The 25,848-nt window shown below is 44.0% G+C and carries 22 protein-coding genes and 1 other RNA gene; 7 read left to right on the forward strand and 16 right to left on the reverse strand.

What is annotated here, in order from left to right:
- The first annotated feature begins 339 nt into the window (after nucleotides 1-339).
- Nucleotides 340-486, forward strand: coding sequence for a hypothetical protein (locus HMPREF0670_RS16225; protein WP_157579541.1), 147 nt, complete (start codon nucleotides 340-342; stop codon nucleotides 484-486).
- A gap of 536 nt (nucleotides 487-1,022) precedes the next feature.
- Here the strand turns inward: HMPREF0670_RS16225 and HMPREF0670_RS04665 are convergent.
- The gene (locus tag HMPREF0670_RS04665) at nucleotides 1,023-3,386 is read right to left on the reverse strand and encodes a bifunctional dihydroorotate dehydrogenase B NAD binding subunit/NADPH-dependent glutamate synthase (protein ID WP_009230019.1); all 2,364 of its coding nucleotides are present in this window, start codon (nucleotides 3,384-3,386) and stop codon (nucleotides 1,023-1,025) included.
- A gap of 218 nt (nucleotides 3,387-3,604) precedes the next feature.
- Nucleotides 3,605-4,894: a serine--tRNA ligase gene (gene serS / locus HMPREF0670_RS04675; protein WP_009230021.1), complete on the reverse strand. Its 1,290-nt coding sequence runs from the start codon at nucleotides 4,892-4,894 to the stop codon at nucleotides 3,605-3,607.
- A 635-nt stretch (nucleotides 4,895-5,529) separates the two neighbouring features.
- On the opposite strand from serS, the gene rnpB reads away from it, so the two are divergent.
- The 4 genes from rnpB (at nucleotide 5,530) to HMPREF0670_RS04695 (ending at nucleotide 8,198) form a co-directional block, all read left to right on the forward strand.
- Nucleotides 5,530-5,931: RNase P RNA component class A (rnpB, locus tag HMPREF0670_RS15290), an RNA gene on the forward strand.
- 23 nt (nucleotides 5,932-5,954) lie between these two features.
- Complete coding sequence (locus tag HMPREF0670_RS04685; protein WP_009230023.1) at nucleotides 5,955-7,277, forward strand: YihY/virulence factor BrkB family protein; 1,323 nt, start codon at nucleotides 5,955-5,957, stop codon at nucleotides 7,275-7,277.
- A gap of 38 nt (nucleotides 7,278-7,315) precedes the next feature.
- Nucleotides 7,316-7,720 carry a hypothetical protein gene (locus tag HMPREF0670_RS04690; RefSeq protein ID WP_009230024.1) on the forward strand — a complete coding sequence of 135 codons (405 nt, stop codon included), beginning with the start codon at nucleotides 7,316-7,318 and terminating at the stop codon, nucleotides 7,718-7,720.
- Nucleotides 7,721-7,799: 79 nt separating this feature from the next.
- Complete coding sequence (locus tag HMPREF0670_RS04695; protein ID WP_009230025.1) at nucleotides 7,800-8,198, forward strand: YkvA family protein; 399 nt, start codon at nucleotides 7,800-7,802, stop codon at nucleotides 8,196-8,198.
- A gap of 1,078 nt (nucleotides 8,199-9,276) precedes the next feature.
- On the opposite strand, the gene HMPREF0670_RS04705 is transcribed toward HMPREF0670_RS04695, so the two are convergent.
- The 6 genes from HMPREF0670_RS04705 to HMPREF0670_RS04730 form a co-directional block, all read right to left on the reverse strand.
- Nucleotides 9,277-9,690: a hypothetical protein gene (locus tag HMPREF0670_RS04705; RefSeq protein ID WP_009230027.1), complete on the reverse strand. Its 414-nt coding sequence runs from the start codon at nucleotides 9,688-9,690 to the stop codon at nucleotides 9,277-9,279.
- A 121-nt stretch (nucleotides 9,691-9,811) separates the two neighbouring features.
- A complete protein-coding gene (locus HMPREF0670_RS04710) occupies nucleotides 9,812-10,267 on the reverse strand; it encodes a DUF2004 domain-containing protein (RefSeq protein ID WP_009230028.1) in 456 nt (151 codons plus the stop codon).
- 315 nt (nucleotides 10,268-10,582) lie between these two features.
- Nucleotides 10,583-11,749, reverse strand: a complete 1,167-nt coding sequence (locus tag HMPREF0670_RS04715) for an immunity 26/phosphotriesterase HocA family protein (protein ID WP_009230029.1) — start codon at nucleotides 11,747-11,749, stop codon at nucleotides 10,583-10,585.
- Nucleotides 11,750-12,273: 524 nt separating this feature from the next.
- The gene (locus tag HMPREF0670_RS04720; protein WP_157579542.1) at nucleotides 12,274-12,837 is read right to left on the reverse strand and encodes a hypothetical protein; all 564 of its coding nucleotides are present in this window, start codon (nucleotides 12,835-12,837) and stop codon (nucleotides 12,274-12,276) included.
- 2,104 nt (nucleotides 12,838-14,941) lie between these two features.
- Nucleotides 14,942-15,556: an OmpH family outer membrane protein gene (locus HMPREF0670_RS04725; RefSeq protein ID WP_009230031.1), complete on the reverse strand. Its 615-nt coding sequence runs from the start codon at nucleotides 15,554-15,556 to the stop codon at nucleotides 14,942-14,944.
- A gap of 69 nt (nucleotides 15,557-15,625) precedes the next feature.
- Nucleotides 15,626-15,856 carry a hypothetical protein gene (locus HMPREF0670_RS04730; RefSeq protein WP_044077703.1) on the reverse strand — a complete coding sequence of 77 codons (231 nt, stop codon included), beginning with the start codon at nucleotides 15,854-15,856 and terminating at the stop codon, nucleotides 15,626-15,628.
- Between the two features lie 90 nt (nucleotides 15,857-15,946).
- Between HMPREF0670_RS04730 and HMPREF0670_RS04735 the strand changes: the two genes are divergently transcribed.
- Both HMPREF0670_RS04735 and HMPREF0670_RS04740 read left to right on the forward strand, forming a co-directional pair.
- Complete coding sequence (locus HMPREF0670_RS04735; protein ID WP_009230032.1) at nucleotides 15,947-17,404, forward strand: aminoacyl-histidine dipeptidase; 1,458 nt, start codon at nucleotides 15,947-15,949, stop codon at nucleotides 17,402-17,404.
- Nucleotides 17,405-17,406: 2 nt separating this feature from the next.
- A complete protein-coding gene (locus HMPREF0670_RS04740) occupies nucleotides 17,407-17,802 on the forward strand; it encodes a hypothetical protein (protein ID WP_009230033.1) in 396 nt (131 codons plus the stop codon).
- A 247-nt stretch (nucleotides 17,803-18,049) separates the two neighbouring features.
- On the opposite strand, the gene HMPREF0670_RS15595 is transcribed toward HMPREF0670_RS04740, so the two are convergent.
- The 8 genes from HMPREF0670_RS15595 to HMPREF0670_RS04785 form a co-directional block, all read right to left on the reverse strand.
- Nucleotides 18,050-18,208 carry a DUF4295 domain-containing protein gene (locus HMPREF0670_RS15595; protein ID WP_009230034.1) on the reverse strand — a complete coding sequence of 53 codons (159 nt, stop codon included), beginning with the start codon at nucleotides 18,206-18,208 and terminating at the stop codon, nucleotides 18,050-18,052.
- Nucleotides 18,209-18,227: 19 nt separating this feature from the next.
- The gene (gene rpmG, locus HMPREF0670_RS04745; protein ID WP_009230035.1) at nucleotides 18,228-18,416 is read right to left on the reverse strand and encodes a 50S ribosomal protein L33; all 189 of its coding nucleotides are present in this window, start codon (nucleotides 18,414-18,416) and stop codon (nucleotides 18,228-18,230) included.
- Nucleotides 18,417-18,421: 5 nt separating this feature from the next.
- Nucleotides 18,422-18,685, reverse strand: coding sequence for a 50S ribosomal protein L28 (gene rpmB / locus HMPREF0670_RS04750; RefSeq protein WP_009230036.1), 264 nt, complete (start codon nucleotides 18,683-18,685; stop codon nucleotides 18,422-18,424).
- Between the two features lie 387 nt (nucleotides 18,686-19,072).
- Nucleotides 19,073-19,582 (reverse strand): CinA family protein, encoded by a 510-nt coding sequence (locus tag HMPREF0670_RS04755; protein WP_009230037.1) that lies wholly within the window; start codon nucleotides 19,580-19,582, stop codon nucleotides 19,073-19,075.
- Between the two features lie 18 nt (nucleotides 19,583-19,600).
- Nucleotides 19,601-20,635, reverse strand: coding sequence for a tRNA (adenosine(37)-N6)-threonylcarbamoyltransferase complex transferase subunit TsaD (gene tsaD, locus HMPREF0670_RS04760; RefSeq protein ID WP_009230038.1), 1,035 nt, complete (start codon nucleotides 20,633-20,635; stop codon nucleotides 19,601-19,603).
- 9 nt (nucleotides 20,636-20,644) lie between these two features.
- The gene (gene map, locus HMPREF0670_RS04765) at nucleotides 20,645-21,508 is read right to left on the reverse strand and encodes a type I methionyl aminopeptidase (RefSeq protein WP_009230039.1); all 864 of its coding nucleotides are present in this window, start codon (nucleotides 21,506-21,508) and stop codon (nucleotides 20,645-20,647) included.
- Between the two features lie 1,177 nt (nucleotides 21,509-22,685).
- Complete coding sequence (locus HMPREF0670_RS04780; RefSeq protein ID WP_009230040.1) at nucleotides 22,686-23,297, reverse strand: DUF3256 family protein; 612 nt, start codon at nucleotides 23,295-23,297, stop codon at nucleotides 22,686-22,688.
- Between the two features lie 124 nt (nucleotides 23,298-23,421).
- A complete protein-coding gene (locus HMPREF0670_RS04785; protein WP_009230041.1) occupies nucleotides 23,422-25,734 on the reverse strand; it encodes a transglycosylase domain-containing protein in 2,313 nt (770 codons plus the stop codon).
- Nucleotides 25,735-25,848: the final 114 nt, after the last annotated feature.

Below are 25,848 nucleotides of genomic sequence, written 5' to 3' on the forward strand. Positions count from 1 at the left end.
ACCTCGTATTTAGCAGCATTTTGCACTGCGTTTAGCACCAAATTAGCTTGCGTTTAGCACCAAAAGACCTTGCGTTTTGCTGCAAAACGCATTGCATTTAGCACCAAAACGCACTACATCTTGCTGCAAATAGCCCTAAAATGGGCGCAAATGACAGTTTCTTTAAATAAAAATTCATTTTGCCGCATTCACATACTACCCCCTTTTTGCATCAAAACAAACCTTCGCGAGAATCGATTTTTTGCGGCAAGGTGGGCGATTAGTGGACGGAAAGGGCACTCATAATGTTAAACCCCTTACTGAAAACTAGACAAAAACAATTATGCCGCATATACGCGCGTGAGCAACAGCACGGAAAACACGTACGCTTACGCCCAGCAGGGCGAGCAGTTGCAGGGCATGCTGCTCATGACCAACGGAAAACACTTTCGAGGAAACGCAGAAGCCATCTTGACTTTCCTTTCGTATCTTCCTGAGAAGAATTAGGATGAATGCGATATAGTGCCATGCCTTCCAACTGGATAGAGTTGTATCAAACCTATCATGTCCGATTCAGTATGAATACATCCACGCATTGGTTCTTTCAATACAAATCGGCAATTAGAGCCTGTGCAGATTTAATTTAATTGTTAGGCATATTCTCTGTCCTATTCTTGAAGGCGTGGCGAGCTACGTCAAAGGAATAAGACTGGCAAGATGCCGACAAGCAAACGAAGGCTGAACAGGAAACAATGGAAACAACTTGAATTATTTGATAAGCGGTATGATTGTCTTTTTCGGTTTACAGTCAAACATAATTGCTTTTGGAAAATTGTTCTTACAAGTTTGCTTACGATGCACCTATGGCTTTCCATATCTAATTCTGTTTGGCTATAAGTTCACTCTTCACTAGATTTCTAGAACCTGCGGTAAATAAAAGGTTGCCTTTTCGGATGGTTCAAAATCCGAAAAGGCAACATGAAATGGAGTGTTAAGACAACACTTAATGTATTATATCTCCGTGTAATGATTATGGCATACGCTTAGATCGCAAGTTGCAATTCTTCCGTCAACTGCTTGTGCATACTGGCGGCAGCCTTCCTACCGTCGCCCATAGCCAAAATAACCGTTGCACCACCGCGCACGATGTCGCCACCAGCGTAAATTTCCGGGCGACTAGATTGCATACCTTCATTCACTACAATGGTATTCTTGCGCCCTAATTCAAGTCCTCGGATGGAATTAGGAACAAGCGGGTTGGGCGATACGCCTACTGCAACAATCACTTGGTCGACATCGAGCGTCTTCGTAACGCCCTCGATGGGTTGCGGACTACGTCTTCCGCTCGCGTCAGGTTCTCCCAACTCCATCACTTGCAGCACAGCGGCCTTCACAGCGCCCTGCTCATCTGCAAGATATTCAAGCGGATTGTGCAATGTCAGGAAGTCGATACCCTCTTCTTTGGCATGTTTCACCTCTTCAAGTCGAGCAGGCATCTCTGCCTCCGAACGCCTATAAACCAGCGTAACCTCTGCACCAAGACGCTTGGCCGTGCGACATGAGTCCATTGCGGTATTACCTCCACCCACAACCATTACGCGTTTGCCCAAGTTTATGGGCGTATCGGTGTTAGGATTGGCAGCATCCATGAGGTTAACACGTGTAAGATATTCGTTAGACGACATGATATTGATGGCGTTCTCGCCAGGTATGCCCATGAAATTAGGCAATCCTGCACCCGAACCAACAAAGATACCCTTATAGCCTTGCTCTTCCAAGTCGTCTACGGAGATAGTCTTTCCTACAATGCAGTCGGTGATGAATTTCACACCCATCTTTTTAAGGTTGTCTATTTCCACGTCCACAATCGTATTGGGAAGTCTAAACTCTGGTATCCCATACTTCAAAACGCCCCCCACTTCGTGTAAGGCCTCGAATACCGTAACGTCATAACCAAACTTGGCCATATCGCCAGCGAAACTCAAGCCAGCAGGTCCCGACCCTACTACGGCAATCTTTATACCGTTGGCTGGTGCCAATTCGGGTACGGAGATATTGCCACTTTCGCGTTCGTAATCAGCAGCAAAACGTTCCAAATAGCCAATGGCCACAGCGGGTTCATTCATTTTGAGGTGCACACAACGGCTCTCGCACTGCTTTTCTTGCGGACAAACACGACCGCAAACGGCAGGTAAGGCCGACGTATCTTTAAGAACCTTGGCCGCAGCAAGAAACTGGCCACGCTCAATGTTCTTAATAAACGAGGGGATATTGATGCTAACGGGACAACCTTCCATGCAAGTAGGCTTGGCACAGTCGAGGCAACGCTTAGCCTCCATCAGGGCCAGCTCTTTCGTTAGTCCTTTATTTACTTCCTCTACACGCGAAGTGGCGCGGTAAACGGGGTCTAGTTCGGGCATTTCCACGCGGTGAATGCCCGTCCTTTCTTTGGGTTTCATACTTGCTCGCAACTCTTTTCGCCATTCTGCATTGCGATCTGTCAGCACGTCTATGCCCTCTGTGGTTGGCTCCACGTCCATTGTGATGTCCGAAACCGTTTGCGCAACCCGCTCTTCCACCTGTTCGATGTGGTCGTTATAACGTTGTAACTCTTCGCTCTCGGCTTTCTTGAATGTGCCCATTCGCTTGAACATCTCGTCCCAATCAACCAAAGCCCCATCAAATTCAGGACCATCAATGCAAACAAACTTGGTCTTTCCGCCAATGGTGAGCCTACATGCGCCACACATTCCCGTACCATCTACCATGATGGTGTTAAGCGAAACATCGGTGGGGATGTTGTATTTTTGGGTGAGAAGACAACAGAATTTCATCATGATGGCAGGCCCGATGGCGAAAGCGCGGTCTATATGCTCGGCATTTATGAACTTTTCGATACCCACAGTTACAACGCCTTGCTCTCCATACGACCCATCGTCGGTCATAATAATCACCTCGTCTGAACTCTGCCTTACCTCATCTTCTAATATAATAAGGTCTTTCGAGCGTCCTGCCAATACGGATAGGACACGGTTTCCGGCCGCTTTCAGCGCACGAATAATGGGCAACATGGGTGCAACACCCACGCCACCGCCTGCGCAGACAACCGTTCCAAAGTTCTCGATATGCGTGGGATTGCCCAGCGGACCAACCACATCGGTAACATACTCGCCCTCGTTGAGGTTGCATAGCTTAATAGACGAGAGGCCAACCTTTTGCACCACGAGTGTGATTGTACCTTTCGTTGTGTCGGCATCGGCAATGGTTAGCGGCATACGCTCGCCTTTGTCGCCCACTCTTACGATAACAAAGTTTCCGGCCTTTCTACTTTTGGCAATCAGTGGAGCCTCGATGTCGAAACGATACACCTTTTCGGAGAACTGTTCTTTTCTAATAATCTTATTCATGGCCTTGCAATTGATGTTGATTGTTTATGTTAAATATACAAGTCGCAGGTTGTGTTTTGGTTTAAAAACCCTGATGCGGTGTCCGCTCTTTTTAATAAGGCGAACACCGCCCAGTGCATTTCTAATGTTTTTGTTTTGCGCTTTTGTGCGCCTTAATGATATTGTCTTGTTGCATTTAAGTCCATTATTGGCCATGCTAATGGCCATGGGCAAGGCAACTAGAAGTTCTTGTCGTCGAGCATTTCAAACCCACAATAGGGCACCAACACCCTCGGAACGCGGATGCCTTCGGGCGTTTGGTTGTTCTCGATGATGGCAGCCACGATGCGTGGAAGGGCAAGTGCCGAGCCATTGAGCGTGTGGCAAAGTTCTATTTTCTTGTCTTCGGCGCGCCTATACCTACATTTCAAGCGGTTGGCCTGATAGCTTTCAAAGTTAGACACCGACGAAACCTCCAACCAACGCTTTTGTGCTGCGCTCCAAACTTCGAAATCGTAGCAGATAGAAGAAGTGAAACTCATGTCGCCTCCGCACAATAACAGGATGTGATAGGGCAGTTCTAGCTTTTGCAGCAGTCCCTCAACATGCTCCAACATCTTCTTGTGCGACTCGTGCGAGTGTTCAGGCTTGTCGATGCGCACAATCTCCACCTTGTCGAATTGATGCAGCCTATTCAGTCCACGAACATCTTTTCCATACGACCCTGCCTCTCTGCGGAAACAAGCCGAATAGGCACAACGCATCACGGGGAGGTCTTTCTCGTCGAGAATAACATCGCGGAAGATATTGGTAACAGGCACTTCGGCCGTGGGGATGAGGTAAAGGTCGTCTTGTTCGGCGTGGTACATCTGTCCTTCTTTGTCGGGAAGTTGTCCCGTTCCGTAACCCGACGCCTGGTTAACCACCAACGGCGGCTGCACTTCTAGGTATCCGCTTTTGCGTGCCTCATCAAGGAAAAAGGCCTCTAAGGCACGTTGCAAGCGAGCCATCTTACCTATATATATGGGGAAACCGGCACCAGTGATTTTCACACCAAGGTCGAAGTCGATGAGATTATACTTCTTGCAGAGGTCCCAATGGCACAAGGCATCTTCGGGAAGTTGCGGCATAATGCCCCCCTCTTTCACCACAACGTTGTCGTTAGCGTCTTTTCCTTCGGGCACTTCGTCGGCCGGTATGTTAGGAATGTTGCATAGCAAAGTCGTAAGTTCTTGTTCGGCCTCGTCCATTTGCGCTTGCAGCTGCTTGTCGTTCTCTTTATATACGGCAACCTTAGCCTTCACTTCTTCTACCTCTTGGGTTTTGCCGTCTTTCATCAGCATGCCAATTTGCCTCGACATGCTATTCGCCTCTTGTTTATTCTTGTCCAGTTTCTGTTGAGCCTCGCGTCTGCGCTTGTCGGTTTCAAGCACTTTTTCGACAGCATCTTTTGCTCCCTTAAAGTGTTTTTTCTCCAACCCCTTAATCACACGTTCAGTTTCCTCACTGATGAGTTTAAGTGTAAGCATTCTTTCTTGTTTTGTATTTAACGTTATAAATTGCTCGCAAATATACTAATTTATTTGTTTCCTGCAAAAAAAAGCCGACATTCTATCTGCTACAAGTCCACGTTTTGGGGTTGATTTAGCTGAGATTACAGGTTGTTCAAAATAACACTTTGATGGCGACACCACATATATTGTTAGCACGACGGCACGTAGAATAAGGCCTAAGCTTAACGCAAGATGATGATTTAGCCATTTTAATTCGCATCATTTTCAAACGCAACGCGGCTTTCATTCGTAAACGTGCCCAAGTTTCTTGGCAGGGTAAGTTCTTCTGTGTGCACGCATACAGCATCCTATTTTCTTCTAACAGACAGGTTCATGAACCTTCTAGTTGAACTGACATACGATAAAAACCCACAAATTCAACATCTCAAAAGCTCAACCAATAAAACAAACTCGCCTATCCACAAACACTTCTTTTTTATTTGCTTTTCCGCCTATTGTTTCGCCAAGACATTGCCCCCTTCCCCTGCTCTTTCGGCAACAAAGTTCCACGAAAAACTTAAACAAAACGCCTTTTTTATTAAATTGTAACATTTCTCGCCACACATTTACATATAATCCGCAAAAAAATGGCTATATTTGCAAACTAAAAGGCAGTGGCCCGGCTCTGCCGCTGGCATCTTAATGATGCGAGAGGAAAGTCCGGGCAGCATAGGACATCCCACTTCTGAAAATGGAAGCTGTTGGCGACAACGGGTAAAGGTAGAAGAAAATAACCGCCCCCTCACGCACCTATTTGTAGCGTACGTGTTGGGGTAAGGGTGAGAAGGCGGTGTAAGAGACCACCAACCGATGGGCGATCATCGGGTTGTACCTTCTGGGAGCTGCAAGTTCGCGTATACCATCGTTTGAAGGTTGTCCGTCTGAAACTCGTTTACGATGGAGGGTAGAATGCTTGAGCCTTGGGGCGACCCATGGCCTAGATAAATGGCAGGCACTTTTTTGCCCCACGAGGCATTAGAGTACAGAACCCGGCTTATAGGGCCACTGCTTTCTTTTTTCTTTTTTGCTTTTCATTATGAAGAAGACATTAAACACCATCATCACGTTTTTTAAGGTAGAAATGTGGCAGATACGGCGCGAAGACGTGTCGCCATTGGCTTACGTGTGCCTAATGGTGTTGAAACGTTTAGTGGTTACGGTGAAGTTTTTCACTACCCGTAGCGTAACCGATTTGGCCTCGGCCCTCACTTACAGCACGGTTTTAGCCATCGTGCCCATCGTGGCTGTGGTGTTTGCCATCGCTCGCGGCTTTGGCTTTTCAAAATATATCGAGGTATGGTTTAGAGATGCCTTGTCGAGCCAACCACAAGCAGCAGAAACCATTATCGGCTTTGTCAATTCGTACCTTGTACACACCAAGGGCGGTGTATTTCTCGGTATAGGTCTTGTATTTATGTTGTTCACGGTGCTGATGCTTATCAGCAACATCGAGAAAGCCTTCAACAGCATTTGGCAAGTTCAGCACCCACGCAGCCTTTTCCGCACCATAACCGACTATTTGGCCATGTTCTTCCTTGTTCCCATCGTCATTGTGGTAACTTCGGGTGTGTCTATCGTGATGGCCACCTTTGCGCAAGACATCAACGAGTACGTGGTATTAGGCCCCATGATGCGCCTTGTCATCACCGTTATGCCCTACGTGCTGATGTCGGCAGTGTTCGTTTGCCTGTTCATCTTTATGCCCAACACCAAGGTAAACTTCTCTGCCGCATTCTTACCAGGCATCCTTTCGGGCATCGCCATGCAGCTGTTGCAGGTGTTTTACATCCATTCGCAAATCTTCCTCTCGTCGTACAACGCCATCTACGGTTCGTTTGCAGCCCTCCCATTGTTCATGTTGTGGGTGCAGATATCGTGGAGCATCTGCCTATTTGGTGCCGAATTGAGCTATACAAGTCAGAATATGGAAAGTTTTGACTTATTGGGACAAATGGACGACCTAAGCTATCGCTACCGAATGATGCTTAGCGCGCTGCTATTGGGCAAGATATGCAAGCGTTTTGACGAAGGGAAACCTGCCTATACAGCCGTAGAACTGAAATTAGAAACCAACATACCCGTACGCATTGTGCAACAGTTGCTCTTCGACATGCAAAACGCCAACCTCGTTACATACGTGGCTAGCGATGAGAAAGATACGCAGGCGCGCTACCAACCAGCCGTGTCTTTGAAGCACCTCACCCTAGGATTTATGATGGGGCGCTTAGAGTCGGCGGGCAAATGGAACCTTGATTTCGATGTGCGCAAGCACCTCAAAACCAAAGAATGGGTTGAATTTTATAAACTTAGGCGCAAATATCTTAGTGAGCTAGACGAGATTTCGTTGAGCAAACTTTAAGGATATGTTGCCATTTAATCATTAACAGTCAATAGATTATGCACATAGAACTAATGGATTTCGAACAACGCGTGTCGAGTAAGATACGTGTCGAGAGCGGATTTCCTGGGTTTCCACAACCCGAACAATACAATCTCACGAAAACTGAAATAGACGATTACCTGCTAGACAAGCAGGCCATACTAGACAGTGCCGGTTCGCAGCGCACGCAATACACCATTATGGGCGTAATGATTGTTTTGCCCGTTGTGGTGTTTTCAGCCTTTCCACAAAAGGACATGCCTGGCGGAAATTGGGCCATCTTTGTTGCCTTAGCCATTGGTCTTTGTCTGGCAGGGCTAGTAAAGCTACTCACGAAGTTACGCATTAGCCATCGTTTAAAGAACATGGCCGACGAACGCATTGAACGTTACATTGAAGATGTGTTGAATTTTAAAAGCTGACCGAAGGCGGCAAAATGCTTGCCAAGAGGAAGTTAACATGACACCCTAACTATTTTTTAAATCAAAAACAATCGCCAACATGGAAAAACAAAAGACAGACTTACCCGACTTTATGTCGTACAAGGATAAGTTTACGCAAAGCGGGTTTATCGAGAAAATATCGAAAATAGCAAAGCGCGCAGGTGCAAAATTGGTGTATGCCGCCCTCATTTTGTACTATACGCTGCAAAGCGATACGGTTTCGCTGAAAGACAAGACGATGATTGTGGCCGCACTTGGCTACCTTATCAGTCCGCTAGATGTCATCCCCGATGCCATTCCCATTGCGGGCTTGGGCGACGACCTCGGCGTTTTGCTCTACGTACTGCGCAAAGTGTGGACCGACATTCCCGAAGACGTGAAGACAAAGGCTCACGACAAACTTTCGAAATGGTTTGACGAGGAAGAGGTTAAAGAGGCCGACAGCATTAATCTCTAAGTTCATACCGTTGGTAAGTTTCTGTGTTTATGGGGGCTTTCGCATGAAATATCGAACCAATAGCTAACGCATGTATTGTTAGGAAACGTCCGAATACTCAAAACTCAGAAACTTACCAACTCACCAAGCCATCAATCGCTCCTAAATGAGTAGCGGTACAAGAAGTGGTATAGCTTTAAAAGAAACGAATTGTAAACAATATTTATACAGAAGTATATTAAACAACAACAGCCAGTTGGCTTAGATGGAGCAATTTAGCATTTATACTAATTCTGCCGCAAAAGATGAGAAAGAGAAAAAGTCAAGTTGTCTTCATAGAGAAAATCATATCGAGCAGTCTTTTAAGCTTATCCTTATTAAGTACTTCTTGCACTAAAACAACACCACAGCTAGATGCATATCTGTATAGGGTGTTTGACAACTATTCATTGTGCATGATAAAGGGTAACTGTCCCATTCCCAAAGGTGGTAGCAGGTATATGCAGTTCGAATATGTTGTAAAGAATGAAACTTCTGACACCTTGTTGTTGCCAATAAGTATTGTACATGGTTGGAATAGTTATCACTCACATATAACGATAAGGGATAAAACACGCTCATTTGATGTTGTATTAGGTCAAACCTTGTCAAGAAGGGAAAGGGATGTCGTGCTGGCGAAGGGAGGTTCTACTGTTATTACTATAACTTTATATCGCAATGCATTGGATAGCATTGGTATCAAACCTCACGACTTACCATCTAAGGTCGTACAAAATTTTAATTTCTTTTTCTCGTACGACAGGAGAGACTCAACTCATTTTGTAGTTCCACAAATCAAATTTCACAACACAAACAATAAAGACAAAAATAACTTATACAATGGGGGATGGAGAACAACGCTATACTGGGACGTTCAATATGATAGTACGTACAATATTTTCTACTGTTTCCATAAGCCAGGTGTGAGAATACCCGTTGCAGAAGTAATACAGCCATGAATTGAGTGTAGCACTATTCGGTAAGAGCGAACCTCCTTAATTTGCTTGTACCCAATTATAACCGTCGTTCCTGGTTACTCATATAGCAATAAGACAATTTCCTATTCCCCTATCACATATACCATCTTACCCTTAAAGTATATATCCATTATGCAGCATACTGGCACCCCCCCAGTCCAAAGCCAACCTTGAAACACAGCCTTTCCCCAGTTATAACTCTCGTCAATAACCTCAAACTCACTATTCTTATACTTACTCTGGTATGTTTCTAAATCGATACATTCGCCTTGAAAATCATCTAACCACCTACTGTTGAACACAAGTATACGAACATCATCAATGTCTGTCTGCTCAAAAACAACTTGTGCCTTATGAGTTTGTTCTGCACCTTCATCATACGAAAAAATATAATTAAAATGCAATACCATATTCCCTCGCCTATGCTCAATTTTATTTATGCGTGCATCATGAAGCGAATACTTGAAATATTCACCAAAATCTCTGACAACTTTCATCTTTATGTTTCTATTTAAGTCGGAAAACAAACAGTTCCATCCAATCTATTTTATGCGTTTAATGTTGTTTCAACATAAAAGCACACAGACAAATTCAAGAGACTATATGGACAACAACAGTCTAGCTCTCCCAATCTACTGCGTTAATTTCTCCCCTTTCATTGAATGTTACACATAATATTTGGTCGCTCTCATCAGGTAAAATCATAAAGTCCATCGTTATTCTATACTCGCTATCGCCTATCCACAGGTCTATGGCTGTCGCTGTCATCTGCGAAACAAACTCAACAACATCATCGGGTAACTTTGCGTCTTTACATTCTTCAAGATGAAAGTCCATATACTCCCTATCCTCTTTCAATGTCTCTATCAGTGCCTCGGTAGCTTTCTTGATATTGTCTTTGATGTTTTCTAAAAAGAGAGCAAATCTGTCCAATTCCCCCTTCATTACTTCCACATCTTCATCATACCACATTGTTACGTCTATTCCATCTACTTCACCTTTCCAAACGATTCCTATTTCGTTTGCATTGTCGAAACTCAATTTGCCAAAATACTTGTGTTCTAATGTGTTCATAATCTTATTTCTTTTAATTTATTCGTCAATGGTTATTTAATTCAACTTCAATGTCGATAATATGTCCATCTACTTTATGTTCCGCACAACCTGCCATTGCATCAAGTAAAAATGTCTAAGTATTGATAAACAAAGCGCATTTATTTCCATACAACCACATGTATCAACGAGCAAGCACATCATTTATTGCACCTTTTAACTTGAAAATCATGCGGTATGCAGTCAATAAAAAAGCAAGAGAACTTAGGCATCAGATGAAAGACGAGAATTAGCATAAAGATTAGCCCAAACAGTTCAGTTCTCTCAAAACATCATCTATTGCTTACATAACTCCAAGTTTCCTTGATAATCTAAACTGGCATCCAATCCAAATAGTTTAAATATGATTTCTCTATCTTTGGCATGTTCAGGGGCTCTCAAATCATTAGTGTTTATTTCAAAATACTTATCATTAGATTTTTCTTTGATGCAATCTTCCAAGCCATCTATATCCAAACAGAAACCTATCCCCTCGTTTCTATATGCCGGCCAATGTTCTTCCTCATATTTTTTATACTCGCTAAGGGGTATTTCTTTATAAATCAAGCCATATTGAAGATAAGCAATGTCCGAATCATTATAGTTGATACTCCTACTAACAGAAAGATAAGCGTCGTTCATGTCGACATTAGACACAGGTAGATGACCAATAATGGGGTATTGATTATAATAAATATGGTTATCCATTACTGCTTGTCCTGGAAGCGAACAGCAGCGTTCTAATTCTGCTATGTCGATGTCTTTTGTATCCGACATTTTATGATAAACCTTCACTATTAAAGCCGTGCCCATAAGATGCGCCAAGCCATAGTTCTTGTTTTTACGAAATTCTTCTGCCTTTCTTCTACTTACCACATCAATTATAATCTTTCCAAAGCCATAATTACGCCTGCCTATTTTAAAGGCAAAGACATCTCCTTCTTTATACTTTTGTTTCTTTCTCGTTTCATTCTTAAACACTTCCAGCTCTCTTAAATCTTCTTCTGTGGTTTCTTTTTTCCAAGTATCAAACCACTCATCAAAAAGCTTTTTGTTTTCTTCGCCCTCAATTCTGGTCCAATAATACGTCTTTTGCGTCGTTGCGTTGGCAATTATTACATAGCCATCGTTGTACATAAAGTACATACCTATGCGCGTAAACATCGTGGTTGCCGTATAATTCAGTTTCTTTGGCTTACCTCTTAATGTCTTAGGCAAAACAATCGTTCGGTTTTCTGTGGTTTCTACATACACATCCTCTTCTAAATACGAAAATTGTTGTGACTCAAATTCAGCATGCGTTATCTTTTTTCGAATAACATTTCCATCGAAAAACAAGGTTACATGTTTTATGTCCACCCTTTCCCAATGGCTTTCTATTGGCGTAAGCCCTAGATATTTTCTTTCCTCATTCCGCAATATTATCTTTATTATATTGCGGTTTATGTTTTCTTCCTTCATCATTTATTCTCTACATTATAACAACTACATTGATTTTCTAAGGACATTCAAACAGTAAGCCATAGTTTTTAGATAGTTCTATATAATTCGGTATATGCGCGTTTCAAAAAACCAAAGCCACCTGGCACCATAGCGCCTGTAAGAATCATCAAACACTGCAACGTCCTGTATCTCTGCAAATTGAGGTCACCTTAACTTTTAAACCTCTTACCAATTGAGAAGAGTTATTATCTTTGCGTTGTAAAAAGCAAGACGAACACCCCTCATCATGAACGAGATACTGGACAAATTTACATAAAAATCGCGATTTATAAGCCCATGTAGACAAAATACTTTTCGGTTTTTATAGAGAAAATACATTATAAAATACCAAAAAACACAGCCCCATTTGCTTGTGGCACAACACAGTTGTGTTTCAAATCAACATATTTTTTTCCAAATGTTGCCATCAATAAACAAAGAGGGAAAGAGAGGAAGAGTTCTTTAATGAGCAGCGTTACAAGGAGAGATATAGTATTGGAAGAATACTACCAAACACTAATAAAATCTGAAAATTGAGATACATTTTTAAGAAACACATCTTCATAGTGTACTTTCGTATTTTTAATACGTATAAATCCAAAGCCGGTATCATCATGAGGATAAGCAATAAGTCCTAATTTATCAAAGACAAAAAAGCAATGTCCGTCAACCCCTTCATCCATCATCATTAATAAAGAGAACATGGATATAATATCATAATCTGCATCTAGAATTTTTTTGAAACTCAAAGACAAACAATTAGGATTATCGTAAATAGAACCACTAACAATTTCCATATATCCAAAGTCTATCAGATACTTCTCTATGTATCTTACATAATTACTTATGTTGCTGTTATTTAAGTTATATTCTTCTACTTTGAAAGCATTAGAGACTATGGCTATATCGTTTGTGTATTTACTAAAAAAACGCATAAAATAATCGACCATTTTATTTGCACGAAAAATAGTGAAGGGTTTGTTTCTTTTGCAATATCCTTTCCAACCTTTACTGTCGGTATAAGAATTCAAATTAACCCATTCTTGAATATTAAAATTTGAGTTATCCATTATAGTGTACATCTTTCTATTTTATAATATTCTCCATTTCTGATACTGTAATTTTCTGGGTCTTGGCTAATGAAAACTTGCCAAGGCCTACTTTCCTGTCACCTCCATGACTGTGACTAATAAAACTTCTTTGACCAAACTCCATCAGTACTTATATTCTTAGGATTGAAGTCATTATAATTTTTTAAGACATATATAAACAGAGAGGAGTTATTATCTTTATGTTGTAAAAACCAAGACGAACACTCCTCATCATGAACGAGATACTGGACAAATTTACATAAAAATCGCGATTTATAAGCCCGCGTAGACAAAATACTTTTCGGTTTTATAGAGGAAAACTATAATGAAGTCGTCTTGACTTTTAACAGTTCTATAAATTGAGAGAAGTTTATCATCTTTGTGCAGTAAAACCAAGATAAACGCCCCGATCATGTACGAAGTACTGGACTAAGATACGATGAATTCCAAAATTCTGCCACATTAGTCGGCGGTAAAACTTGGATATGTTTCAAAAGGTTATTTGGAGGGAAGTCATTCAATGCACACTCTACTAGTTGAAAACCGGCTGTCGATGGCAGATTACTTCTGCGTTTCCATAATGTTGTCTCCGTTAGTCGTAAGCAGCATGCCCTGCAACCGCTCGCCCTGGCGGGCGTAAGCGTACGTGTTTTCCGTGCCGTTGCCCATGTGCGTGTATGCGGCATCATCGCTTTTGTCTATTTTTCAGCAAGAAATTTAACACAATGAGTACCCTTTTCGTCCACCAATCGCCCACTTTGCCGCAAAAAATCGATTCTCGCGAAGGTTGGTTTTGATGCAAAAAGGGGTAGCATGTGCATGCAGTAAAATGAATTTTTATTTAAGCAAACCGCCATTTGCACCCATTTTAGTGCAATTTGCAGCAAAATGTAGTGCGTTTTGGTGCTAAATGCTATGCAAAATGCTGCTAAATGCGAGATGAAAAGCATAAAAATACACAGCAATGGTATAAACAAAACCCTTTAGAGCCACTAAATACATGGCTAAAAAGGGCAAAATAGCCATCAAAAAGTGGGTTTTAGGGGCAAAAAGCAAGTAATTGGGGTTGAATAATTGTGGGTTGGCAACCAAACTAGAAAGGCAAAATGGTGCAAAATGCAGGTATTGATCTCAAAAAAGACAAAACAAAAGGAGTGAAAGGTAAGAAATGACGGATATTTACCGACTTTATGACCAATAATTTCGCTAGAACGGAATGAAAATTAGAACAACATTGTAAAATAAAGATAATAATTTTAAGTTTTTGAGTTGATGGGGTTGTAAGTTGATGAGTTGATGAGTTTGCGAGTTTGCAGGTTTGCAGGTTTGCAAGTTTGTGAGTTTGCGAGTTTGTGAGTTTGTGAGTTTGTGAGTTGGCAAGTTTGTGAGTTCGTGAGTTTGTGAGTTTGTGAGTTGATGAGTTGCAAGTTTGCGAGTTTGTGAGTTCTTGAGTTCTTGAGTTCTTGAGTTTGCAAGTTGATGCATTCGGGAGTTGTTGGTTTTCGTGAGTTTATAAGCCAGTGAGTTGATTACTCTTGATAAACGCAGAGTGGAAGTGTTTTCTTGCAATTCGCTTGTTAACTCATTAACTCCCACTCTTTATCTACTTGTTGGCTCGTTAACTTTGTTTACTTGTCTACTTGTCCACTCGCCAACTTGCCCACTCGTTAACTTTTCCACTCGCCAACTTTTCCACTCATTAACTTGTCTACTCGTTAACCTGTCTACTCGTTAACTTGCCCACTCGTCAACTTTTCCACTCGTCAACTTTTCCACTCGTCAACTTTTCCACTCGTCAACTTTTCCACTCGCCAACTTGTCTACTTGTCAACTTGTCCACTCACCAACTTATCTACTCGTTAACTTGTCTACTTCTCAACGTATCCATCAACAAACGCCCCAACAGCATAAAACCATTGGGGTGTTATAAGTTATGAATTACTAAAATCGAAGTTAATAGGCCTTCGTCATCTTGTTCTACATCGTTTCATGGCACAAGCCATGCTCCTAAATAGAGGGGCTAAACCAGCAAAGTGCGCTAATTTAACGTCGGCTAGAAACAATGCACAACAAGTTCTTTGGCTTATTTCTTGGTCGTTTCGGCAGCCTTAATGGGCTTGTAGGCCTTGTTCAGACCTGCAACGACATCGTTGGTGATGTCGAAAGCCTTATCAGCATATAGCAAGTTGTCGCCTGCCTTGCTCAATATCAAGCTGTACTTCTTATCCTTATTATATTCGTTAAGGAAGTGGCGAAGGCTATCGCGAAGGGCAGCATTATACTTTTCGGTTTCCACTTGGAACTCGTTGCTCAATCGTTGGTTCAGCCCTTGCAGGTCAGCACTCTGCTTTTGCAATCCAGCCTGAATAGCTTCGGCCTGCTCGCGCGTATAAGCGTTTTGTTGTACCTTCTGTTGGAAGTTGGCTGCTGCTGCCTGCAATGCCTGCTGTTTAGAGGCCAATGTGCTTTGGATGTTTTGGCCCTTCTTTTGCAAAATGAGCGAATAATCCTTACAGAATTTGTATTGGCTCATGATGGAATCAACTTCCACGTAAGCAATTTTCATGCTGGTGGGAGCAGCTTTAGTGTTTGATTCGCTCTTGTTTTCGGCCTGCGAGTTCTGTTTGTTACAGGCCGTAAAAGCCAGCGTGGTCATTGCGGCCAGTGCCAACGTACCAAAAATGTTCTTCTTGTTCATTTAATTATATTTTTGTTGTTTCTTTTACAAGCTTTCTCTAGTGTACCCAATGATAAAAAAAAGCGTGTGTCAAACGTTACTTGTAGAATTGCTGCCGTGTTCGTTTACGGCAGTCGACACCGTTCTTCTAGCCTCCTTATCTTGGTCTATCACGCAATGTATGCCCTGTTTTCTTAGGCCAGGATTGTCGTGAATATGTTGCGAAGAGAACGTACCGTTCTTTCTGAAAATCATCTTTACACATAATAATGCCACTGCAATAGCAATTATTAACAGGGATAAAGCCAAAGTTTCTGCCATTTTGTTTATTTTTGCAATCGATAAATGCCGTGTTCAAACGCTGCAAAGATAATTAATAATTTACGAAATCACTCAAAAAGAAACCAAAATATGAATAAAAGTAATTTATCTCCGAGCTGTGTCTTCGACCAGTTCAAGCAAATCAATCAAATACCACGCCCCTCTAAACACGAGGAGAGAATGGTTGAATACCTTAAAGAGTTCGCTAAAAAACACGGATTAGACGTAAAAGTTGATGCTGTGAATAACGTAATTATACGTAAACCTGCCACACCTGGCTACGAAAACAGAAAGGTGGTTATACTGCAAAGCCATACTGATATGGTGTGCGACAAGTTGGTTGACGTAGAGTTCGACTTTAACACGGATGCCATTCAGACTTATGTAGACGGCGAATGGATGAAAGCTAAGGGTACGACGCTTGGCGCCGACGACGGCATTGGCGTAGCAATGCAATTGGCCGTACTCGAAAGCAACGACATACAACACGGGCCATTGGAGTGTGTTTTCACCAGCGACGAAGAAACACAAATGACTGGCGCATCGGGAATGGAACCCGGATTTATGACAGGCGACTGGCTCATCAACCTTGATTCGGAAGACGAAGGGGAGATTTTCGTGTCGTGTGCAGGCGGCCGTAGCACGCATGCTGTGTTCCATTTTGAAAAAGAAGAGGCCCCCAAAGACTATTTCTTCTTGCAGATTTCGGTTAAGGGACTTACGGGCGGACACTCTGGCGACGACATTAACAAGAAACGCGCCAACGCCATTAAGTTGCTTGCACGATTTGTTTACTTGGAACAAGAAAAATACGATGTGCGCTTGGCTAGTTTCAATTCGGGCAAATTGCACAACGCCATACCACGCGACGGACGCGTTGTAATGGCTGTTCCTAACGATGTAAAGGAGAACGTGCGCGCCGATTGGAATGTGTTCGCACATGAAGTGGCCGACGAATTCTACGTTACCGATACCGCTATGGAATTTGCTATGGAAAGTGCCAATGCAGAAAAGGTGATGCCTGCCGACGTTAGCCGCCGCATCATCATGGCCTTGCAGGGTATAACCAATGGCGTGTTTGCCATTTGCCAAGACCCAGCTTTGGGCGGAATGGTGGAAACTTCGAGCAACATCGCTGTTGTGAAAACCACTGACAACACGGTAGACCTGCTTGCCTCGCAACGCAGTAACGTGATGAGCAACCTCACCAACCAATGCAATGCCGTTGGTGCCGTGTTGAAATTGGCTGGTGCCGAAGTGGAACAAACCGACGGCTACCCCGCTTGGCAGATGAATCCGAATAGCGAACTAACCAAGGTGGCTATCGAATCGTACAAGCGCCTGTTTAATAAAGAACCCATTGTGCGCGGTATTCACGCCGGATTGGAGTGCGGACAGTTTGCCACGAGCTATCCTGGTATGGACATGGTTTCGTTTGGACCAACGTTGCGCGATGTGCATACGCCCGACGAACGCCTGCTTATCCCCACCGTACAAATGGTTTGGGACCACTTGCTAGATATTCTCAAAAACGTTCCAGCTAAATAATAATGAAGAATAAACACGTCTTTTTGTTTCTTGCCGCGGGCTTTTTGGCCCTCGCCAGCGTTGGTTGCGGCAAACGTCATTCGGCCAAAAAATTGGTTGAGAACTTCATTGACGAGCATGCACAGCTGTCGTCGGTGTCGATTACGGACGTTGGTAAACTAGATTCTACCGACCGTGTGGACAACTCCACCATAAATGCGTTGCAAGCCGACGTAAAGAATGGTGGCTTGTACAAGCCCGATACTAAATTCGGGCAACGCCCCGCGAACACCAAGACTTTGCTTATGATTCGCGTAACGCTCGAAACAAAAGACGAGAAGGGCGAGAAAAAGCCGTATAAACAAACCTTTTATCTCGACCCCGAACTAACAAGCGTGGTGGCTGTTAAGACAAACTAGCCCTACGCACACAACAACTACGCCCCCACAAGCGCCTTATCGGCACTTGTGGGGGCGAGTTTATGGCGACTGCTTAACACCGCTTGTGATAACCGCAAAGCCAACACAACAAGGGGCGTTTATTCAGCCTTTCATGCCATACAAGGACAAACTAGGGCTGCCTACCCCACTCCATCAAAAAAGGGAGAACGCCAAAACGTTCTCCCTTTTATATGATGCGATACTTTCAACGTATGTCGAAAGCGGTTTAATTCTTGAAAAAGTCCTTTACTGCTTCGTTAGGAACCATCTTCTCATCGAAGATGTATGCGCCGGTTTTCGGGCTCTTAACCATTTTGATAACCTTGGTATAAGCACGTCCGTCCTTTGAACCGTCACGAAGGGTTGCAACTACTTTCTTTGCCATTGTCTTGTATAATTAAGCGTTATTTAATCTCCTTATGAAGCGTCATCTTCTTCATGATTGGATTATACTTCATTAGTTCCATACGTTCAGGCGTGTTCTTCCTGTTCTTGGTGGTAACGTAACGGCTCGTTCCAGACAAGCCGCTGTTCTTCATTTCCGTGCATTCCAGAACAACCTGTACTCTATTACCCTTAGCTTTCTTTGCCATGATAATTATTCTCCTATAACTTTAATGTCTTTCCAATCACAGAAACCCTTAGAAACAGCTTGTTTAAGCGCTGCGTCAAGACCCACTTTATTGATAAGGCGCAAACCTGCGGCACTGATTTTCAAGCTAATCCAGCAACCTTCTTCCACGTAGTAGAACTTCTTGCTGAACAAGTTCACGTCGAAACTGCGCTTTGTGCGATGCTTCGAGTGCGACACGTTGTTGCCAACCATTGCCTTTTTACCTGTAATCTGACAAATCTTCGACATTGCTATCTTTTTTTTGTTTTCTTTTTTGATACTTACTCCAAACAGGTTGCAAAATTACGAATTTTTCTTCTAAATACCTAACCAAATCAATTAATTATCAAAGATTTTATGTTTTTTGTGGGATTAGACCGCCATTGGCGTGTACTTTTCTTAAATATGGGCATCATTTTCGCATTCATTGATGTGGTTATGGCATACAATTACAGCCTTTCTGCATAATAAACAAAACAAGGCGAACGCCCCAATGTGCCTCGGCCATAGGCCAAAGTGTGCATGTTAGGTGTTCGCCTTGTTTATGTCGGGGCCGAAAAAGCAGGCTTTGAGCCGCTCTTATCTAAGAGTTACCCAACCCTACTAACTTTGAACGGCCAACGCCATTATGCTGTTTTACTCTTCCGTTGTGCCCTTCTCCTGCTCCAAGAAGTCGAGCATTAAGCGCAGAGCACGGTTCGTAGCAATGGCCAAGTTGATGTCGCGACCGAAGTCTTCGTTTAATTTAAGGGTCAAAGTTTTTTCTTTCGTGCCGCAAGCAACCCATATTGTGCCAACGGGTACGCCGTCGTTATCGCCTGCAACAGGCCCTGCATAACCCGTAACAGCCATGCAATAGTCGGTTTTAAGCGTTTCGCATGCGCCCTTAACCATCTGCACGGCCACCTCTTCGCTCACGGCCGACTTCTCGGCTAGCACCTGCGGACTTACGCCCAAGAGGTTTTCTTTCACCTCATTGCTATAACATATCACGCCACCCTTGAAATATTTCGATGCTCCTGGCGTGGCAATAATAGCCTCGGCCACCCTACCGCCCGTGCAACTTTCGGCCGTTCCGATGGTCAAGCCATTTTCGTACATGTGTTGTTGCAGTTCTCTACTAAGCACTTTTGTTTCTAGTTCCATTCCATTATATGTTTATGCTTACTCGAAAGTAACCTTCGAGAAAGCGGGTTTGTCTATCGAACAAAACACCTTATCTAGGTATTTGAAATATCCCGTGATGCCAATCATGGCGGCATTGTCGGTGGTATAGCTGAATTTGGGTATGTAAATGGTCCACCCCTCTTTCTCTGCTGCCTCGTGGAAGGCGTTGCGCAGTCCGCTGTTTGCCGACACGCCACCGGCAACGGCCACGTGTGTGATGCCCGTTTGTTTCACGGCCAACCGCAATTTCTTCATCAATATGTCTACAATGGTAAACTCTAAGCTTGCTGCAAGGTCTTCCTTGTGGTTCTCGATGAAGTTCGGGTCGTCTTTAACCCATTTCTGCAAGCTGTATAAGAACGAGGTTTTTAACCCAGAGAAACTATAATCCAACCCAGGAATATGAGGTTCGGCAAACTTAAACGCTGCGGGATTGCCCTGCCTAGCCAACTTGTCGATGATGGGGCCACCAGGATAACCCAGCCCCATTACTTTCGAACACTTGTCGATAGCCTCGCCAGCCGCGTCGTCAATCGTCTGTCCCAACACCTCTATATCATTGTAGGCGTTCACCTTTACGATTTGCGAATTGCCGCCACTAACCAGTAAACAGAGGAAGGGGAATGGCGGAATGGCGTTTTGCATGTCGGGTTCTTGAATGAAATGAGCCAATACATGCCCCTGCAAATGGTTCACATCTACCAAGGGAATACCCAAGGCACGCGCGAAACCTTTGGCGAAACTCACGCCAACAAGCAACGACCCCATCAGCCCTGGCCCACGAGTGAAGGCCACTGCCGATAGCTGTTCTTTCTCGATACCAGCCTTTTTCAAAGCTTGGTCTACAACTGGTACGATATTTTGCTGATGCGCACGCGATGCTAATTCGGGTACAACGCCCCCATAACTTTGGTGAACGGCCTGCGAAGATGTTACGTTGCTCAACAACACATCGTTGCGAAGAACAGCCGCCGACGTGTCGTCGCAACTGCTCTCTATACCTAATATATATATATCCTTGTTGTTATTCATCCTTTATCACTACCTTGTCAATATCTCTACGCCATGTTCGGTCATCAAGAAAGTATGCTCCCATTGCGCGCTAGGCAGCTCGTCGCCCGTTATTACTTCCCATCCGTACTCGTCATCGGCATCTATAAACACTTTCCATGTTCCCATATTAATCATGGGTTCGATGGTAAACACCATGCCAGGAACGAGCAACATGCCCTGTCCTCTACGTCCAAAGTGCGCTACCTCTGGCTCTTCGTGGAACTTCAAGCCCACTCCATGCCCGCACAAGTCGCGAACCACACCGTAATGATACTTGTCTGCGTGCTTAGAGATGGCGTGTCCGATGTCGCCAACAAAGCCATAGGGCTTGGCAGCCTCTGCTCCAATCTCCAAACATTCCTTTGCAACGCGCACCAGCTGTTCCTTTTCAGGTGTCGTTTTGCCGATGATGAACATGCGCGAGGCATCTGCATAGTAGCCGTCGAGTATGGTTGTGAAGTCTACATTAATGATGTCGCCCTCTTTCAGCACGTCTTCTTTCTTAGGTATGCCGTGACAAACCACCTCGTTGATGCTTGTACAAACGCTTTTAGGAAAGCCTTCGTAATTGAGACAAGCAGGTATGGCGCCATGACGAGTGCAATAGTCGTAACATATCTTGTCTATTTCCAAGGTGTTCATGCCTGCATGTATGTGCTTGGCCACCTCGTCTAGCACGCCCGTGTTGACTACGCCGCTACGCCTGATGCCTTCTATTTGTTCAGGTGTTTTTATCAGTTCGCGAGTTGGCACCAGCTTTCCCTTGTTTTCCCAATACATCACTTGCTTGTCCAAGTCGGTTGGTTCTTGTCCAGACAGGCAATGCCATCTCCTTTTCTTATTTAAAACCATTGTCTATTTATGTTTAAATCTTGCTTTTAAGTGCGCATGCAGGCACGGCAGTCCGTGTTCATATTAACAACATACACACTTAGACTTGCAAAGTTACTTCAAATTATAGGTACGCACAAGGAAAACAATCACTTTTTGCTTCAACACGCAAAAGGCTTGACAAACAACGCCATGCGCTTGCACAAGATACAGGCGAATGCGCAAACGTGTAAACGCTACGCGAAAAAAGAAAGAACAAGTAAGAACCCTTTGCCCTACCATTAAAGCCTCATTTGTACGGCCAATAAAAAAGATTGATTGTCTCACGACAATCAATCTTTATAACCTTAATAATCTAATACCATGAAAAACACGTTACAAAGTTACGATAAATATTTTAAAAACGCAAGTGTTAGTTGGCAAAAGTATTAGGTATATAACATAAATTAATCGTTTATTTCCGTTTTTGCGACATTATTCTTCTTCATTCATGCTTTAAATCCACGTTTTCGTTAAGCACATGGGGCGACACAAATAGGCTTGTAGTGGCACTACAAGATGCTTGTACCAACACAACAAGCACCTTGTAACGTGACTATAAACGGCTTGTAGGCCCACTACAAATGGCATTGTACAGACACGTTGCTAACTACTTGTTGGCAAACGAATGTATAAAACCAATTTTTAACCTTACTATAAATATAACCAAATGGTTATTAGTTCGAACACTCCCCCAAGCCATAAACACGTGTTTGCGAGTGGATAATGGTTCAACACAACGAATATCCCTTCGCACGGAGCTTGTTTGCTCGAAACAGACTCACTTCAAACACCTTATTATAATAAACGACAACGCCTTTCTTTCCATTGCGTTTACACGGTCTTAACAAGCATGTTGCATCGTTGGAATGCAAGTCTATGCTATTCTTTTCGCCGCATTTACCCAAACCAACAAGCTATTGAACATCAAGTGTGCAAGTGTGCTAACACCACATATAAACAAAGAAGAAAGCAGGGGTGTGGCTTTCATGTACGACTCTGCCCTTAGGAACGAACTAATACAAAAAAAATTGATTGTCTCACGACAACCAATCTTTCTTAACCTTAATAATCTAATACCATGAAAAACACGTTACAAAGTTACGATATTATTTTCATCTTGCAAGTGTTTGATGGTAAAAGTAATCTTTTCGTAACATTAATTAAACGTTTTTCCGTTCCAATTAAGCTTATTTTGCAATTTTAACCGTTTTATATTCGCTTTTCCCTCTTCGCTGATAGCCGCTGGCGACAAGGCTACAACAAGTTCTGCGTTAGATGGCGAAAGCGAGAACGACACTAGCTTGGGGTCGAACAAAGCTTGCAATTTGTTAAAATCGTCTTCCGACATCGTATCGGGGCGTTGCAAATCTACATCTAAGTGCATTTGGGGCATAGACAAAGCCTTCCAATCGGGCGAATAAAACGAAATGCTACTCTCTGGCTGTGGCCCAGCGTATGTTTGCACCAAGCAAAGCAAAGAGTCGCCCGACGATGTGGGTAACATTTTCATTTGCAACGTATACACTTCGTTCATGCGCGCCGAAAGAAAGTCGTCCGTAAGCGTGTCTATGCTACATCTCTCGCCAAGCGGACCAGCAATTGTGGCCGCTTTCTTCATTTGTTTCAGGTCGAGGAGTTCTTGCCTTCCGCTCTTTTCAAGCGCACCGGCCACAGAAACAGGCATGTTCACCCACATCTTGCACACTTGCTGTGCCATCATCGTTATGGGCATGGCAGCAAGGCACAGCCCGAATAGTAGTTTTCTCATTGTGTTGTATATTATTTATCAAGATAAGTTAGGAATAAAAAAACACACACGTTCGGCGCACAAGTGCAGACTTTCACCCCACACTTGTCTACGCACATAGCAGAGATACAGGCATGGGGAGGGGCTATTCATACACCTCGTCAATACCATACTCATTCATTCCACCATCGTCTTTGGCGCATGGGTCAAACCCTTCGGGAAGGTCGAACGTGGCCTTTTGGGTATAACCCAATCGAGGGTCGGCAAACACTTTCTGCATGAAATAAGCCCAAATGGGCAATGCCATCGTGGCTCCCTGTCCCATACTCATCGAGTCGAAGTGTATGTCGCGGTCTTCTCCGCCCACCCAACAGCCGCTCACCAGTTCGGGCGTAAAGCCCATAAACCATGCGTCGGCGTTGCGGTTGGTCGTTCCAGTCTTGCCGCCAATCTCGCCTTTAAGGTTATATTTAAAGCGTAGTCGCCGCGCCGTACCCTCGTTCACCACGGCTTGCAGCTCCACGAGCATCTTATTGGCACTGGTTTCGCTTATCACTTCGTTCATACGTGGCTGGAATGTAGCAATTACATTCCCCTCGTTGTCTTCTATCTTGGTAACGAACAAGGGCGCACACCTAATTCCGCGGTTGGCAAAGGCGGTGTAAGCACTTACCATTTCGCACACGCTCGACTCGCAAGGACCTAGTGCCAAGGCCATTGACGGGTGTATGTCGGGGTTGTTTAGGCCATAACTGCGTAGCAATCCCACAAACTGCTGTGGGTTAAGCTTACTCATAAGGTAGGCCGAAATCCAGTTGTTGGATTGCGCCAAGCCCCATTTCAAGGTTACCATTTGGCCATATCTACTACGGCTACCGTTCCGTGGCGTCCAACTTTGTCCTGCCACAATGTATGTACGCTGCACGTTGGGTGCCTGGTCGCAAGGCGAGAAACCATTTTCCATGGCCAACGAATAGAGGAAAGGCTTAATCGTAGAGCCTACTTGTCGGCGTCCCTCGGTAGCCATGTCGTATTGGAAGTGCGTAAAATCCAATCCGCCCACATAAGCCTTCACCATTCCGTTCTTGGGATCCATGCTTACAAAGCCGGCTCGTAAGAACGACTTATAATATCGGATGCTGTCTAAGGGCGTCATCACCGTGTCTATGTCGCCATGATAAGTAAACACGGCCATGTCGGTGGGTGTCCTGAAAGCCTTGCGTATCTCTTCTTCCGAATAACCTGCCGACTTCATGTTGCGATAGCGTTCGCTTTGCGTAATCGAGCGGTTCAGGATTGAACGCACCTGTTCAGCAGTAAGCTTGTTGGTGAAGGGCGCATTGGGTTTGGTTCTGTTCTCCTTAGAGAAAGCAGGCTGCAAGAAACGGGCTAGATGCTTGTACACGGCATCTTCGGCGTATTGCTGCATCCTACTGTCGATGGAAGTAAACACCTTCAAGCCGTCGGTATAGATGTTGTAGGGCTCGCCGTTCTTCTTCAAGTTCTTGTTACACCATCCGTAAAGGGGGTCGTTGGCCCATGCAATGGAGTCGTAAACATACTGCGACTTGTTCCATTCGGGGTAGTTGCTCTTGTCGGGACGCTTGGCCATGAGATATAGGCGAAGAAACTCGCGGAAGTAAGTGGCCGTTCCATCCTTATGGTCGGTACGGTGAAAGTTCAGCGCGAGCGGTTCTTCGGCGTATTGCCTGTACTCCGTATCCGACAAGTAGCCGGCTTTTACCATCTGTGCCAACACAACGTTTCGCCGCTCCGTGCTTCTTTCAGGGTAGCGCACGGGGTTGAAGTACGACGGGTTCTTGCATAGTCCGATAAGCGTAGCCGCCTCGGTTATGGTCAAGTCTTTGGGTTCCTTATTAAAATAGGTGTTGGCCGCGGTCTTTATTCCCACGGCATTGTGCAAGAAGTCGAAGTAATTAAGGTAAAGGGCGATAATCTCTTCTTTGGTGTAATGGCGTTCCAGTTTCACGGCAATAACCCATTCGATGGGCTTTTGCAGCACACGTTCGATTGTAGAATGCGCCTTCTCCGAATAAAGTTGCTTGGCCAACTGCTGCGTGATGGTACTTCCACCGCCTGCACTGGCGTGTCCCATCAGTCCACGTTTCACAAAGGCGCGCCCAAGGGCGATGAAGTCGATGCCCGAATGGTCGTAAAAACGAACGTCTTCTGTGGCCACCAAAGCATGAACAAGGTGCGGCGAAAGGGTGTTATAGGGTATGCAAACGCGGTTTTCACGGTTTTCGTTCCATGTGCCTATCACCTTTCCGTCAGCCGAATACACCTGCGTGGCAAATCGGTTGATGGGGTTTTGCAATTCGGATATGGGCGGCATGTAGCCTATCCAACCAAACCAAATGGCCACGAAAGCCAATATGGCGGACAGTATGCCAAGCACTAACATGCCCCATAAGATATGTATGAACCTCTTTCTCATTGACGTCTGAATTCTAAAATTACTGCAAAAATACAATTTTTCTCCCTATTACACATTCAAATAAGAAAAATTATACTTATCTTAGCATCCCAAATAGAGTACGTTCTAATGTCA

Origin of the sequence: Prevotella sp. oral taxon 317 str. F0108 (assembly GCF_000162415.1) — a bacterium.
Classification (GTDB): domain Bacteria; phylum Bacteroidota; class Bacteroidia; order Bacteroidales; family Bacteroidaceae; genus Prevotella; species Prevotella conceptionensis.

Bases quoted from the DNA above. Each gene is read 5' to 3' on its own strand.
- HMPREF0670_RS04705 (WP_009230027.1), bottom strand. From the start codon at position 9,690: ATGAAAGTTGTCAGAGATTTTGGTGAATATTTCAAGTATTCGCTTCAT.
- tsaD (WP_009230038.1), bottom strand. From the start codon at position 20,635: ATGAATAACAACAAGGATATATATATATTAGGTATAGAGAGCAGTTGC.
- HMPREF0670_RS04725 (WP_009230031.1), bottom strand. From the start codon at position 15,556: ATGAACAAGAAGAACATTTTTGGTACGTTGGCACTGGCCGCAATGACC.
- HMPREF0670_RS04710 (WP_009230028.1), bottom strand. From the start codon at position 10,267: ATGAACACATTAGAACACAAGTATTTTGGCAAATTGAGTTTCGACAAT.
- rpmB (WP_009230036.1), bottom strand. From the start codon at position 18,685: ATGTCGAAGATTTGTCAGATTACAGGTAAAAAGGCAATGGTTGGCAAC.
- HMPREF0670_RS04665 (WP_009230019.1), bottom strand. From the start codon at position 3,386: ATGAATAAGATTATTAGAAAAGAACAGTTCTCCGAAAAGGTGTATCGT.
- HMPREF0670_RS04755 (WP_009230037.1), bottom strand. From the start codon at position 19,582: ATGGAACTAGAAACAAAAGTGCTTAGTAGAGAACTGCAACAACACATG.
- HMPREF0670_RS04740 (WP_009230033.1), top strand. From the start codon at position 17,407: ATGAAGAATAAACACGTCTTTTTGTTTCTTGCCGCGGGCTTTTTGGCC.
- HMPREF0670_RS15595 (WP_009230034.1), bottom strand. From the start codon at position 18,208: ATGGCAAAGAAAGTAGTTGCAACCCTTCGTGACGGTTCAAAGGACGGA.
- serS (WP_009230021.1), bottom strand. From the start codon at position 4,894: ATGCTTACACTTAAACTCATCAGTGAGGAAACTGAACGTGTGATTAAG.
- HMPREF0670_RS04685 (WP_009230023.1), top strand. From the start codon at position 5,955: ATGAAGAAGACATTAAACACCATCATCACGTTTTTTAAGGTAGAAATG.
- HMPREF0670_RS04785 (WP_009230041.1), bottom strand. From the start codon at position 25,734: ATGAGAAAGAGGTTCATACATATCTTATGGGGCATGTTAGTGCTTGGC.
- HMPREF0670_RS04730 (WP_044077703.1), bottom strand. From the start codon at position 15,856: ATGGCAGAAACTTTGGCTTTATCCCTGTTAATAATTGCTATTGCAGTG.
- HMPREF0670_RS04780 (WP_009230040.1), bottom strand. From the start codon at position 23,297: ATGAGAAAACTACTATTCGGGCTGTGCCTTGCTGCCATGCCCATAACG.
- HMPREF0670_RS04695 (WP_009230025.1), top strand. From the start codon at position 7,800: ATGGAAAAACAAAAGACAGACTTACCCGACTTTATGTCGTACAAGGAT.
- HMPREF0670_RS04720 (WP_157579542.1), bottom strand. From the start codon at position 12,837: ATGGATAACTCAAATTTTAATATTCAAGAATGGGTTAATTTGAATTCT.
- rpmG (WP_009230035.1), bottom strand. From the start codon at position 18,416: ATGGCAAAGAAAGCTAAGGGTAATAGAGTACAGGTTGTTCTGGAATGC.
- HMPREF0670_RS04715 (WP_009230029.1), bottom strand. From the start codon at position 11,749: ATGATGAAGGAAGAAAACATAAACCGCAATATAATAAAGATAATATTG.
- HMPREF0670_RS04690 (WP_009230024.1), top strand. From the start codon at position 7,316: ATGCACATAGAACTAATGGATTTCGAACAACGCGTGTCGAGTAAGATA.
- HMPREF0670_RS04735 (WP_009230032.1), top strand. From the start codon at position 15,947: ATGAATAAAAGTAATTTATCTCCGAGCTGTGTCTTCGACCAGTTCAAG.
- map (WP_009230039.1), bottom strand. From the start codon at position 21,508: ATGGTTTTAAATAAGAAAAGGAGATGGCATTGCCTGTCTGGACAAGAA.